This window comes from Winogradskyella sp. 266wxhm (assembly GCF_058964685.1).
In genome coordinates, this window is sequence record NZ_CM179559.1 from 2515420 (window position 1) to 2530000 (window position 14581).

The window sequence follows — 14581 nt, forward strand, 5'->3', positions numbered from 1 at the left end:
TATTGAGACTTAAAAATGAAATGTATTCCTGGTAGAAACTTTAGTGTAGTTTGTAAACTACAATGTTGTTATCATCACTTTGGGTAATGAGTTCCAAGCCAGATTCTCTATCTAGTTTTTGTAAGTCTGCTTCAGAAGTTCCAAATACTGGAAAGTTTGGAATCGGCTCTGCTTGACTATCGAAAAGATAAACTTTCTTAGCTTGAAGATCGGTAGTAGAAATGTAGATTTTATCATTTAGGTAGAATATTTTTGGTTTGGTGTATTCGCCATAATCCAAATCTACAGTTCTAGACTTTATGTTGAGCTTGTTTTCGGTCATAGTTACCAAAGTCTTACTCGTAGTTTCTAAGCTGTGCTTATCGGTAAGATTTAAGTTGGTAGTGCTTAGCTTTCCTTTAGTATCAACTTGTACCAACTGCCCTAGTGTATTTGTTGTGGTAAACTTGTTTTTATACAGGAAAATCTCATTATCTGAGAAGCGGATTTTATCCTTTACGTTAATACGAATATCTCCCTGACGACTTAAAATCATTAGTTTTTCTCCAGCTGAAAAAGTGATATAATCCTTACTGCCAATTCTAAAATGTTTTGGTTGTGAAGATATTTCTGAGCCATTGCTGTTGTAGTCAAAACCGTTTATAGATTTTCCTCTGTCGTCATACATTAAGAGATTTTTTCCTTGAGTGACTAAAAGTCTGTAATCTTTTCTTTTATCGTAATCAAAAACAGATAGAGGTTGGGTAATATCATCGTTAAATTTTAAAGGAAAAGGAGAGACGTCATTTCCATTTCTGTCTAAAATATAAACGCGATTTTTTGTAGCAAAAGCTAGTTGCAGACGACCGTTTTTATACATGTCTATTTGTTCAATCTTACCAAGAATTTTTCCTTGTAATTGCTTTTTCCAGAGAATATTTCCAGAGTTTGAAATGAGATAAAGTGTATTTCCAATATCTTGAACTGCAATATCATGAGCATTGGTAACATGATTCTGAACAGCTTGAGGAGCTATAAGGATTGGAGCATCCAATTTTGTAATAAAATCTTCATTAACCGAATTTGAAGCAGCTCTTTTTTTGTACTTCTGAATGACTCCATTGATGTGAGCGTAATTATCCTCGTAAGCATATTGTACAATGTTAGCATTGTAGCCAGCAAAATTACCATCGAGTATTTTAGAAAGATTTTCAGAATCCTTAAAAATGAATAGGGAAGATTCGTCAGTCAAACTTTCATTGGCATTTATAAATGCGTCCGAATAGGCAAGTGTATTATTGTTTAAAGCATCGGTGAGAATAGCTTTTATATTTTCAGTAGAATCTGAAAAAATGATGAAATTTTCATATGCTGAAAAATATTGGGCATTCTCAAAGGTTATAAAAGGTTGAAGTCTTGAAGTAAAAAAATCTGGTCGCTCAAATTCATAGATTTCGATATCTCTAAAGGTTTCAAAATTAGATTTGTCTTCAATCGATTCTAGAAGCATATTAGTGTCGAGTGTATGTAAGACAATAACATTATCAATTTTAGAAACTTCATTAGTGAAATTTAAAAAAGTAGGTGTGCTATCAGTATTCTTAGTATTAACAGCTTTTAAGTTCTTCTGAAAAACAGAAAAATTATCATAGGTAAGACTCAGTAAACTCTTAGTGCCAACAGGCGCTATTTCTGGTGACGCTATTTTTTGAGGCACTGTATTTTTAAAGCTATCTAAGAAGTTAGTGATTGAATCTGTGCTAGATGTTACTCCATTATATATAAGACTATTATCAGAATAATAAATATCTAGTGCAGTAAAATTAGTTTTGTTTTCAGGCTTATTAATCTCAGTAAACAATAAATTTGAGTAACCTTCGGAAGTTGTTTTGAAAATTAGAGAGGCAACAGATTTGTTGTCTGTTGTTTCAATTAAATCAGTAAGTGCCTTGTTTTCGTTTTCAGAATCTATTTTTTTCAAAATTTCCAAATCGTTTGATGCGGCAAATGTTTTTCCAATAGTTTTATGGAAAAAAGTAGTGCTGTCAATTTGAATTTTTTCAACTTGAAACTCCTTCAAAGTTTCAGAGATGTGATTTGGAATAGAGTCTACAACAAATAAAGAGGAGTCTTTCTCGGTAAGAATTAAATAATTTGAAGGTTTTTCTGTGTTGTCAAAAAAACTGATATACACCTCCTTGGTTGTGTTTAGGTGTTTTAAGATTTTAGAAACGTCTTTGAGTTCTTGGTCATAAATATTTGAAAGAACATCATGATTGTCAATACTGCTTATAAAATCTTTGAGTTCATTAGTTTTTATTACAGTAGAAGTATTTTGAGGTATAAATTGGTAAGCGTTTTTTGTTTTATTGTAATCTTTCTGACACGCTACCAAGAATGTAAGCGTAAGAACTAAAAATCCGAACTTCTTCATTAAAATGTAATTGTTCTTACAAATATAAAAAGTTATAAGTCTAATCGGTATTGCTCAGGTAATAATCTAAATGATTTTCTGTGATATTTGGAAATGCCATATTTTGCAATAGCAGCTCTATGTTCTTTTGTTGGGTAACCTTTGTTTTGTTTCCAATTGTACATTGGAAATTCTTCATGAATCCTTTCCATATATTCATCACGATATGTTTTTGCTAAAATTGAGGCAGCAGCAATACTCAAGAATTTACCATCACCTTTAATAATAGTTTCATGAGGTATGTTTTTATAAGGTTTAAATTTATTACCATCAACTATTATAAATTCAGGTTCGGTTTGGAGTTGCTCTATAGATTTATGCATCGCCTTAATTGATGCATTTAAAATATTGATGCTGTCAATTTCAATTTCTGAAACGTGTTGTACGGCAAAGCAAAAAGATTCACTTTCAACGATGGTTCTTAATAAATTTCTGTTTTTAATAGAAAGTTGTTTAGAGTCATTTAATATATCATTATTAAAGTCATTTGGTAAAATTACAGCAGCAGCAGTTACTGGTCCGGCTAAGCATCCTCTTCCGGCTTCGTCTGTGCCACATTCAATATTAAATGTTGAATATCTATGTTTTAGGCTCAAAATGTTAAAATTTGAACAAAGTTAAAATTTTAACGCAACCCTTTTGCAATTTCTGTATCTAATGGTTGAGTTTGACGTTTAAAACATTAGAAAAAAGACCTGTTATTTCTGTTGTCAATAACGCAAAAGACTTAACATTTTTTTGGCAAAAACACTTGCTTATTTAATATTTAATTAAGATGTTTGCAACTAGACTAACTCAAATAATTGTTTTATGAAATTAAAGTTAACATGGTTATTGACGCTTTTTATGGCGTTCGTGATGCAATTTTCTTTTGCACAAGAAAAGACAGTCACAGGTACAGTTACGACTAAGGATGATGGTTTGCCACTTCCAGGTGCTAACGTAATTGTAAAAGGGACCTCTAGAGGTCAGCAAACTGATTTTGATGGTAAGTATACTATTCAGGTCAGTCAAGGAGATGTTTTGACAGTTTCCTATGTAGGTATGAAAACTACCGAAATTACTATAGGTGCGGCTAATACTTATAACGTTGCGCTTGAGTTGGATAACACTTTAGATGAGGTTGTTGTTCAGGCGTTTAGAACTGCTACAAAAGAAACATCGAGTGTAGCGAGTGTTACGGTAACATCTAGCACAATTGAGGCTAGGCCAAACGCAAACTTTGTTCAAACGTTGCAAGGTCAGGTAGCTGGTCTTAATATTATCACAGCAAGTGGTCAGCCAGGTGGTAATAGTACAGTGAATTTAAGAGGTGTTGGTTCGGTTAATGGTAACACTGAGCCGTTATTTATCATCGATGGTGTTCCTGTAGATGAGGATAATTTTAGAAGTTTAAACCCTAATGATATTGAAACACTTTCTGTTTTAAAAGATGCGGGTGCAACTTCTATCTACGGTAACAGAGGTGCTAATGGTGTGGTTGTTATTACAACTAAAAGAGCTTCTTTTAACACAGGTCTTCAGGTTAAGTATGTTGGAACTTCTAGTATTTCAAGGCTTCAGACAAATGATTATGATTTAATGAATTCTAGAGAAGAGTTGCAATTGCAGAAAGATTATGGTGCTGGATTTGGTTCTACTTTATCTGATCAAGAATTGGCTCTAAGAGCGAGTATGGTTAATACAGATTGGTTAGATGTGTTCTTTGGTACGGCTTATGCTCAAACGCATACTTTAAGTTTGTCTGCTGGTGGTGAAAATATAAATTCTTTTACATCTTTTGGTTTTACAGATCAAGAAGGGATATTAAACCAGGCTAGTGGTTTAAAGAGATTTAACTTTAGAAATAATATCTCTGGTAAGTCTGAAGATAAGAAATTTGAGTATAATACATCACTTTCGCTTAATTATTCAAGAAATAATGTGCCTTTATCTATAGGTACTGGTGGTGTTAATAGAAACTTGGCTTTAGGTGCTGTTTCGGGTGTGCCTTATATTTCTCCTAATGATTATGATCCTGATAATGCAGGTAATATACCTGTAAGTTTTCAGAATACACCATTATTGCTTTTGGACTTATTAGAGCATCAAACATATAGAGAAGATGAAATTAAGATTTTAGCAAGTGCTAACGCGAGCTATAAAATTACAGATAATTTAACATATAAGTTTACTATTGGTGCTGATTTCACAGATGAAAAGGTTTTATATACTGAGCATCCAGACTCATTTAATGCACAATATTTTGCTGAAGATGGTAATGAAACACCAGGTAGACAAGATCAAGATAGTAACATGTCTGTTTTAATAAATGTTACTAATGCTTTGACCTATAGAAAAATGTTCGATAAGCACACTTTAGAAGCTTCGGTATTTACAGAATATTTCAAAGCGCATTGGAGAAGTTTTGGCTATGTTGCTGAAGGTTTAGATTTTCATACATTCTCGCCTGGGGATGGTGCTGGTTTTGTAGATGACAATTCTGCAAACGATTATTTTATTGATACAGCTGATGCTACTGTAAGAAATGCAGGTTTATTCTCATATTTTGGTTTTGTTGATTATGATTATGATACTAAGTATGGTGTTTCTGCTACTTTAAGACGTGATGCATCTTACCGTTTTGCGGCATCTAATCGTTGGGGTACATTCTGGTCAGTTTCTGGTCGTTGGAATATACATAACGAACCATTTATGGAAGGTTCAGTTTTCGATATGTTAAAGTTGAGAGCATCTTACGGTACTGCTGGTAATCAGGATATTGTTAGTGCTGCAGGTCAATTTGCACCATTTAATGCGCCTGATCTAACTAGAGACTTGTTTGCTACAGGTGGACAGTATGGCGGTGCTAATGGTTATAGTGTTGGGCAAATTGGGAATAATGATCTTAAATGGGAGACCGTTGCTCAAGCTAACATTGGTTTAGATTTTGGAGTTTTCCAAAATAGATTACGTGGATCTGTAGATGTTTATAAGAAAAACACAACAGATTTATACTTGCCTACACCTATTTCACCAGCTTTAAATGGTGGTATTTCATCAATTTCAGCTAACGTTGGTGAGTTGGAAAATAGAGGTGTTGATTTAGAATTACATTACGATCTTCTAAGAAGTAACGATACAGATGGGTTGAATCTTACTTTGAATTTAGTTGGTAACTACAATAAGCAAGAATTTATTGATTTAGGTGGTGCTGGAGATGTGGCATTCACAAGAAGAGTAGGTGGTCCACTAAGTGAAATTTACGCAGCTCCTTTCGCAGGTGTTAACCCAGCAAATGGTAATTTATTATTCTACGATATTGATGGTAATTTAACTGAAGATATTGATGAAGGAGATCAAAGAGCTACTGGGAAAAATTTATATCCTGATTATCAAGGTAGTTTTGGATTCAATGTTAGTTACAAGAATTTTTATTTAGATACACAGTTTAACTATACTATTGGGGTTTACAGATATGATTTTGATTATTCTGATTATTTAGATCCTACTTCAATAGGTCAGTTCAGACACACACGTGATATCTTAGATGCATGGCAACAACCAGGAGATATAACTAATATTCCTTCTTTAACTGCTACTAACATTCCTGATGATCAATTCTCTGATCGTTTCCTAAGAGACTCAGATTATATAAGACTACGTTTCCTTCAGTTTGGATATAATGTACCAAAGAAGTTTACTGATGACATTGGGTTTTCTTTTATGAGAATTTTTGGTAGTGCTGAGAATTTAGTGACTTGGACTAAATGGAGAGGTTTTGACGCTGAAGGTGTGGGATCAACACAATGGGAATACCCAACTCCGAGAACATACTCTATCGGTGTAGAATTTGGATTTTAATAAAAAAAAAGGATGATGAAAAATAAATTTTTTAAATTAATTATCGCTGCAGGTATAGCAACATTTGTAGGTTGTAATGACGCTATAGATATAGAGCAACCAGGGCGATTAGGTGCAGAAAATGCATTTATTACAATAGACGATTTACAAAGTGGTTTATTAGGAGCATATAATAACCTTGACACAACTTTTGAGATTGGTTTTACAGCTGTACTAACTGATGAGTCTTATAGAGGGCTTGATAATGGTGGGCAGAATGCTGGATTGTTAAATTTTAACATGAACAGTAGTTCAGGTTATCCGGCAGGTATATGGGCAGGTAATTATGGAGCCATTAACATGGCTAATAGAATTATAGAAGCAGCTCCAGGTATCGATAGAAGTGAGGATCCTGAAACTTACGATAATATTTTAGGACAAGCCTATGCTATTAGAGCGTATTGTCATTTTAAAATTGTAACTTTCTTTTCAACTGATTATACAGATGATACAGCTTTAGCGGGTGTATTGATGGATGCTACTACTGATGATATTTTTGCAACAAAACCTAGAAGTACTAATGGTGAGTTTTATGAATTAATTAATTCTGATTTAGATACTGCTGAAGGTTTGTTGAATCAAGATTTAGGTTATAAATTTATTAATCAAGATTTTGTTACCGCAGTAAGAGCTAGAATGGCAGCTTATAGAGAGCAATACACATTAGCAGATGGTTATGCTGCTGATTTATTAGAATCTTATGACATTGCTGATCAGACACAGTACTATAACATGTATGATGACACTGATGATACAGAACTTATCTTTGCTTTAGAGAGAACTATTAGTGATAGCTATGATGGTCAGGGAACTGCAGGTGGTGGTTGGGCTGGTAGCTTATTCGCATTTGCTACTCCTGATGATGGTTTCTTTATGGAGATGTCTAGATCGGTTTATAATATCTTAGCTCTAAATACTACGGACATAAGATATAGTAGAAACTTAAACTTGCCTGTTCTTCAGCCAGACCCTAATTATGAAACAAATGATGCTTTCATTAATGACGATTTATTACCAGTATTTAAATATCCAGGTAGTGAAGGTCAACCTTTAATGAATGATTTAAAAGTATTTAGATCAGCAGAGATGTTGTTGATTAGAGCTGAAGCTGCTGCAGATGCTAATTTGTTAGGTGATGTTTCTACTTACCTTAAGCAATTAAGAGATGCACGTTACGGTTCTTCTCAAGCAGCTGTAACATACGGTTCTCAAGAAGAAGCTTTTGGTGCTATTTTGGATGAAAGAAGATTAGAGCTTTTATTTGAAGGACATAGATGGGTAGATTTAAAGCGATTAGGTAATAGAGGTAATAGATCTATGGATAGAGATCCTAGAGAATGTTCTTTCTATAGCTGTGCTATTGATAATGATGATTACAGATTTACGCTTCCTATTCCTATTTCTGAAATCGTAGCTAATCCAGAAGTGGACCAAAACCCACAGTATTAATAAAAAAAATAGAAAATGAAAAAAGTTAAAATATTATTTAGTTCTCTTATCACACTTGCATTTTTTGCTTGTGGTAATGATGACGTAAGCGATACTACATTTGACAATGTTAATGGTCAAACCTTAGTGTCTTTTCAAGGAGCTACATCGGATTTGGCTGTAACTATTGACGATGTTGGGACTGTAGAAGTTGTTATTGAATCTTCTACGGTATCTTCATCTGACAGAACTATTACCGTAACTCTTGATGAAGAGAATAGCACTGCTAATGCCGAAAACTATACTATTGTTAATCCTGTTGTTACAATACCAGCGAATGAATACTTTGGTATATTAACAATTAACGGTGTTGATACATCTGTTGAAACAACTCCTGAAACAATAGTTTTAAATATGGATGACTCATCTACTGATCTTGTTTATGGAACAACTACACATACAGTTAATATTTTTCAAGTATGTCCAATTCCAGACGATTATTTTGTAGGGTCTTATCTAATAGAACAAACATCTGCGCAAGTTGATGGTTATACTCTTAGTCATGGTACAATTGTGGAAGTATCTGCTTCTGGTCCTACACAGAGAACATTCTTAACAGAAAATTATCCTTCATATTGTAGTGGAACATTCCGTAACTTTTATATCAACTTAGTATGTAATGAGTTTGTAGTACCACTAAACGGTACCTCATGTGCATGTTCTTCTTTTGATGATTGGTTTGGTCCAGCAACAGTTAATGAGATGTATGATACTTCTGACGATACTGTGTTAAATGTAACATTTACTGATGATGTACAAGGCGACTGTTCTAGTCCCTCACAAACAACTTATCAATTCACAAAACAATAAAATAAAATGAGTATGAAAAACGTATTAAAATTTTTAGGACTATTTATTATTGTTTTGAGTATGTCCTCATGCGAAGACAGTAGTGATGATTTAAAGTATCAACCAAACGTTGAAAGTGGATGGGTACAATTTGTAGAAGGTAGTCCTGATACAGTAGGTGCTTTTCAAGGAGCACAAACAGATATCGAGATTGATGTTAATATCCAAGTACCTACGACAAGTAAGGATTTATCTATATTTTATACTATGACACCAGTTTCAGGTGATAATCCAGCAAATTATTTTTCTAATGATGGTACTTTAGTTATACCTGCAGGCAGTACAAGTCATGGTGGGCCAGATAACAATACTGGTTTTGATTATAACTATTTAGGTAATCTAGTTTTTCATTTAAGTGAATTAGATGGAGTAACATTAACAGAGCCTATGATATTTGATGTTGAATTAACAGGAACTGATTCTTCTCAAATCACAGCTGGCTTAGAAAGTGAACCTCAATACCCTGTAGTTAAGAGAGTTGTTATTAATCCATCTCTTGATGTGTTTATAGGAACTTTCAGTGTTGATGAACAGTTCATAGCTGGGGTGAATGCTCCTCTTGGACTTAGTGATTTCTTTGGAGAGTCTTACCAAGTAGAGTTAGAAAGAGTTGAAGGTGATGTTACTGCATCTCAGTTTGTTATTACAAATTCAGATGGCTTTGATACATACTTTATTGATGGTGCTGTATTAACTTTTGGACTTGATGGTAGCTTAAGCTTTAATGATGGTAATACAGATACAGGAGATCCTGTTGTTGGTTTATTTGCTATTCATACTATAGAAAGTTCATCTTATGATTATACAAACTCGGTATTAACTGCTACAGGCCCATTAGAGGGTTATGGTGATTACCAATTTGTACTAACCTTGCAATAATCTAGGAGTAAACACATAATTTTATCATAAAAAGCATAGTTAACAGCTATGCTTTTTTTTATATTTATAAAAAAATAAAAATGAAAAAAAGTTATTTAGTATTAAGCCTTATTTTTTTTGTTTCAATTGCTGTAGAAGCTCAAACAAAAGAAGAAAAAGCAGTGATTATATCTAATTATAACCCAACACAGATTAGTTCACTAAAAGATAAAATAAATGAACTTAACTCTAAAAGAGAAGATAGGATTAACGATTACTTGATTAGTAATCCTGAAAATAAAATTATCAAACAAATTAATGGTGTAAATTACCACATTTTTGATGTTATTAATGGAGAGCCTATCTATAGGTCTATAGATAATGTAAACAGTGCTATAGCAACGAGAGCTAATTTTTTAAACACAGGTGGTGGCTTAGGTTTAAATTTAGATGGACAAAATATGACTGTTGGTGTATGGGATGAAGGCTTAGCTTTATCAAACCATACCGAATTTTCAAATGGTGCTTTACCTCCAGTTTATAGGGTTACCACACCAGATATGTTATCGACTAGCACTTTTGACGATCACGCAACACATGTTACTGGAACTATTGTAGCAAGAGGAGCTGACCCTTTGGCAAAAGGTATGGCGCCTCAAGGTAATGTGGTTTCTTATGATTGGGGAAACGACAATGCAGAAGTAGTATCTGAAGCTTCAAACAATGCACTTTTAATATCTAACCATTCTTATGGTATTCCAGTGTTGAATCAAAGTGGATCTCAAAATGCTCCTACTTGGATGATGGGGTGTTATAATGGTGACGCAGCTCTTTGGGATGATATTGCTTATACTTTTCCTTATTATCTACAAGTTTTATCTGCAGGAAATGATGGACAATCTGTGTATAGTGGTGGTTTAGCAGCTGGTTATGATAAATTAACAGCTGAGAAAAACTCTAAAAATAATTTAGTTGTAGCTAATGTTGCAAACCCTAGTATAGATGCTAATGGTGAAGTTTTGAGTATGACTATAAACCCTAGCAGTAGTCAAGGACCAAGTGATGATGGTAGAATAAAGCCTGATATTGCTGGTGATGGAACTTCAGTTTATTCAACAGTAAGTACTGGTATTAATGATTATGGAACTTCTACAGGTACTTCTATGTCATCACCTAACGTTGCAGGTTCACTTATTTTGTTACAACAATACTACAATGATCTTAACTCTCAATATATGAGGTCCGCTACTCTAAAGGGGCTTGTTTGTCATACAGCTGATGATGACTCCTCTCGTGAAGGACCAGATCCTTTTTTTGGTTGGGGATTATTAAATTCTAAATATGCTGCAGAAGTCATACAAAATAATGAAGTGGGAAATTCATTGATATCTGAATTAACACTACAAAATGGTCAAACATACACGAAATCATTTACAACCTCTGGAACTGGACCAATAAGTGTTACTATTTGCTGGACAGATCCTGCAGGTGTTAGCCAAGCAGGAAGTTCTAATAGTTCTACACCAGCTTTAGTTAATGATTTAGATTTGAGGATTATTGATGCAGGTGGATTTATCCAGCATACACCATGGAAACTCTTAGCTTTTAATATTAATTCAGGAGCAACAAAAGGAGATAATAATGTAGATACAGTTGAGCGTGTTGATATTGAAGCACCAATTGCTGGAACTTACACTATTCAGGTTACTCATAAAGGAAATCTTCAGAGTTCTTCCCAGGATTACTCGTTAATAGTGACAGCTCCTGATTTGGTTTTAAGTAATGAAACATACACTAGCGAAAGTTTCAAGATATGGCCAAATCCTGCTAGAAGTGAGCTTAACATAAATTTTGCTTACCCTGAACCTCATACTGAATTATATATATATGATATTAGAGGAAGAATTGTTCGTGATGAAATCATAGAAAATGCCCTGACTAGTTATAGCATGGATATTTCTAATTTGTCACCAGGTAGCTATATTTTAAAGTTAGTTAATAATGGAAAAGTATACAATCATAAAGTTATTGTAAATTAATTAAGATAATAAATATCTTGAGCCCTGATTTATTTTAAAGCAGGGCTTATTTATTTTATATAATTAATAATATATGTTATCAAGGTTTATAAGTGTTTTATTGTTATTGCAGTTTAGTATGTTTTGTTACGCACAAGACATTGTAGGATCAAAAAAAAGAAGAGGTAATTTTCAAAACGACTCTATTTCTAGAAAAGAATTTGCAAATAATATTAGCAAGGATAAATCAGCAACAATAGGCATGTATCTCCAATTCAATACTTCAGATTCTATAGAAGTAGATACAACCTTATCCCTTAAAAAAGATTACAAATTCAATTATTTACAAAAAGATAATTTTGGTCTTATGCCTTTTGCAAATATTGGCCAGACCTATAATACTTTATCATTTAATGTAGCTACAAATAACTCCATGCCACTCTTTGCGGCTAGAGCAAGACATTTCAACTATCTTGAAACGGATGATATAAGATATTATGAAGTACCAACCCCTTGGACACGCTTAACGTATAAGACAGCTTTTGAGCAAGGGCAAATGCTAGATGCTTTCTTTACAGTAAACTTATCTAGACAGTTTAATTTCTCTATTGCTTACAAAGGACTAAGATCCTTGGGGAATTATCAAAATGTTTTAACCAGTTCAGGAAACTTTAGATTTACATCCAACTATAAATCCAAAAATAAAAGATACAAAGCAAGAGGTCATATAGTAATGCAAGATCTCCTTAATCAAGAAAATGGAGGATTACAAGATGAAGATATTGAGAATTTCACTTCCGGTGAAGAAGAATTCATAGATAGATCTGTTTTTGATCCAAATTTTCAAGATGCAGAAAACATATTAGAAGGTAGGCGTTTTTATTTAGAACATAGCTATGATATAGTAAGTAAAAAAGACTCCTTGTCATATAACAAACTGTCGGTAACTAATAGTATTTTCTTTCAAGATAAATACTTTCAATATTACCAAGACTCGCCAGCAGGAGATTTCTTTGGAGAGTTTTTTACAAATAACATAAATGATAAAGTAACCCTAGAGAATTTTAATTCGAAAGTAGGTCTGTTATATGATAATAATATAATAGGTGGAATAAATTTCAATATAGGGTATAATGATATTAACTATGGATATAATAGTGTCGTTATATTTCCTGATGAATATATAACAAATAGAATTAAATCCAATTTTTTAGATATATCGGCAGGATATCATAAAAAGATAAACTTTATAGAACTTAGGGGAGAAGCAGGGCTTAATTTATCAAATGATTTTAAGGGTAACTTTATTGACTCAAATATTGATTTAAGAATAAATGATGATATTAAACTCTCTGCAGGATTAAATATTAATTCAAGATTACCTAATTATAATTTCCTTTTGTATCAAAGTGGATATATCAATTACAACTGGTACAACTTTGATTCTTTTGAAAATATAAACACACAACAAATCAAATTCAGTTTAAAATCTGAAAAGTATCTAAATGCTGATTTAGATATATCAAATATTGATAACTATACATTTTTTAATTTAGAAGACAATATTGAAGGAGTCAAAATAATTAGACCAAAGCAGTACCAAAACTCACTACAATATCTACGACTAAAAGTTCAAAAAGAATTTAGAGTAGGGAACTTTGCTTTAGACAATACTTTAATGTATCAAAATGTAGTCAGTGATGAAGATGTTCTTAATGTTCCTGCTTTTATTGCAAGAAACACATTGTATTATACAAATCAACTTTTCAAAAAAGCAATGACTTTGCAAACTGGAGTAACACTAAATTATTTTAGTGAGTATAATATGAATGGATATGATCCTTTGTTGGCAGAATTTTACACACAGAATAATACAAAACTAGGAGGCTTTCCTAGATTAGACTTTTTTGTCAATGCAAAAATTAGACAAACAAGAATCTTTTTTAAAGCAGAACATTTTAATTCATCTTTTACAGGTTACGATTATTTCTCTGCGCCAAACCATCCCTATAGAGACTTTACTATACGTTTTGGTCTAGTTTGGGATTTCTTCTTATAGTATATAGTTACTATTATTTAGAGAGCTCTTTTAATAAATAGATAAGTCCTCTAAAAAACTTTCACATATAAAATACTAGTTATAAGCGAATTGCAAAAAAATATTAAAAAAAGATTAAAAAAGTAGTTGTGAATAAGGAAAAGGGTTATATATTTGCGCCCCGAAACAGACGTCCCGAGGGGCAAGTTTCAGAAGTTCATTTCCATAAAAAAGCACATCGAAAAAAAATTTCAAAAAAAAATTAAAAAGATGTTGCGGGAATGAAAAAAGGGTTTTATATTTGCACCCGCTTAGCGAAACAACGTTAAGAGAAAGTAAAGAAAAGTTCATTAACATATTGAATTGACAGCGTAAAAATCAACTGGAAACGGTTGGTTTAAAACAAGAGAACAAACCATTTTGAGTACTTAGAAATTCCTATTAGTTGTTAAATAATATTTAAGATTTAACGATGAAGAGTTTGATCCTGGCTCAGGATGAACGCTAGCGGCAGGCCTAACACATGCAAGTCGAACGGTAACAGGAAAAAGCTTGCTTTTTTGCTGACGAGTGGCGCACGGGTGCGTAACGCGTATACAATCTACCTTTTACGGGGGGATAGCCTTTAGAAATGAAGATTAATACCCCATAGTATTTCAATTTCGCATGTTATTGAAATTAAAGTTTCGGCGGTAAAAGATGAGTATGCGTTCTATTAGCTAGATGGTGCGGTAACGGCGTACCATGGCGACGATAGATAGGGGCCCTGAGAGGGGGATCCCCCACACTGGTACTGAGACACGGACCAGACTCCTACGGGAGGCAGCAGTGAGGAATATTGGACAATGGGCGAGAGCCTGATCCAGCCATGCCGCGTGCAGGAAGACTGCCCTATGGGTTGTAAACTGCTTTTATACGGGAAGAAACCCATCTACGTGTAGGTGGCTGACGGTACCGTAAGAATAAGGATCGGCTAACTCCGTGCCAGCAGCCGCG

General features: G+C 33.4%; 8 protein-coding genes and 1 rRNA gene (1 of these 9 cut by a window edge). 7 read left to right on the forward strand and 2 right to left on the reverse strand.

The features are described 5' to 3' along the window. Window positions 1-40 precede the first annotated feature (40 nt). Both AC2H4K_RS11185 and rnhB read right to left on the reverse strand, forming a co-directional pair. Complete coding sequence (locus tag AC2H4K_RS11185; RefSeq protein WP_281138815.1) at window positions 41-2413, reverse strand: ribonuclease HII; 2373 nt, start codon at window positions 2411-2413, stop codon at window positions 41-43. Between the two features lie 32 nt (window positions 2414-2445). Then, window positions 2446-3051, reverse strand: coding sequence for a ribonuclease HII (gene rnhB / locus AC2H4K_RS11190; RefSeq protein ID WP_281139331.1), 606 nt, complete (start codon window positions 3049-3051; stop codon window positions 2446-2448). Between the two features lie 211 nt (window positions 3052-3262). Between rnhB and AC2H4K_RS11195 the strand changes: the two genes are divergently transcribed. The 7 genes from AC2H4K_RS11195 to AC2H4K_RS11225 form a co-directional block, all read left to right on the forward strand. Beyond that, the gene (locus AC2H4K_RS11195; protein WP_493742403.1) at window positions 3263-6295 is read left to right on the forward strand and encodes a SusC/RagA family TonB-linked outer membrane protein; all 3033 of its coding nucleotides are present in this window, start codon (window positions 3263-3265) and stop codon (window positions 6293-6295) included. Between the two features lie 15 nt (window positions 6296-6310). Continuing rightward, the gene (locus tag AC2H4K_RS11200) at window positions 6311-7783 is read left to right on the forward strand and encodes a RagB/SusD family nutrient uptake outer membrane protein (RefSeq protein WP_281138812.1); all 1473 of its coding nucleotides are present in this window, start codon (window positions 6311-6313) and stop codon (window positions 7781-7783) included. 15 nt (window positions 7784-7798) lie between these two features. Further along, window positions 7799-8632, forward strand: coding sequence for a hypothetical protein (locus tag AC2H4K_RS11205; RefSeq protein ID WP_281138811.1), 834 nt, complete (start codon window positions 7799-7801; stop codon window positions 8630-8632). Between the two features lie 12 nt (window positions 8633-8644). Beyond that, entirely contained in the window at window positions 8645-9550 is a 906-nt protein-coding gene (locus AC2H4K_RS11210) for a hypothetical protein (RefSeq protein ID WP_281138810.1), read from the forward strand. An 80-nt stretch (window positions 9551-9630) separates the two neighbouring features. After that, window positions 9631-11568: a S8 family serine peptidase gene (locus tag AC2H4K_RS11215; protein ID WP_493742404.1), complete on the forward strand. Its 1938-nt coding sequence runs from the start codon at window positions 9631-9633 to the stop codon at window positions 11566-11568. Between the two features lie 118 nt (window positions 11569-11686). Then, entirely contained in the window at window positions 11687-13606 is a 1920-nt protein-coding gene (locus AC2H4K_RS11220; RefSeq protein WP_493742405.1) for a putative porin, read from the forward strand. A 448-nt stretch (window positions 13607-14054) separates the two neighbouring features. Further along, window positions 14055-14581 (forward strand): 16S ribosomal RNA (locus AC2H4K_RS11225) (it continues 999 nt past the right edge of the window).

Bases quoted from the DNA above. Each gene is read 5' to 3' on its own strand.
- AC2H4K_RS11185 (WP_281138815.1), bottom strand. From the start codon at position 2,413: ATGAAGAAGTTCGGATTTTTAGTTCTTACGCTTACATTCTTGGTAGCG.
- AC2H4K_RS11195 (WP_493742403.1), top strand. From the start codon at position 3,263: ATGAAATTAAAGTTAACATGGTTATTGACGCTTTTTATGGCGTTCGTG.
- AC2H4K_RS11200 (WP_281138812.1), top strand. From the start codon at position 6,311: ATGAAAAATAAATTTTTTAAATTAATTATCGCTGCAGGTATAGCAACA.
- AC2H4K_RS11205 (WP_281138811.1), top strand. From the start codon at position 7,799: ATGAAAAAAGTTAAAATATTATTTAGTTCTCTTATCACACTTGCATTT.
- AC2H4K_RS11210 (WP_281138810.1), top strand. From the start codon at position 8,645: ATGAAAAACGTATTAAAATTTTTAGGACTATTTATTATTGTTTTGAGT.
- AC2H4K_RS11215 (WP_493742404.1), top strand. From the start codon at position 9,631: ATGAAAAAAAGTTATTTAGTATTAAGCCTTATTTTTTTTGTTTCAATT.
- AC2H4K_RS11220 (WP_493742405.1), top strand. From the start codon at position 11,687: ATGTTTTGTTACGCACAAGACATTGTAGGATCAAAAAAAAGAAGAGGT.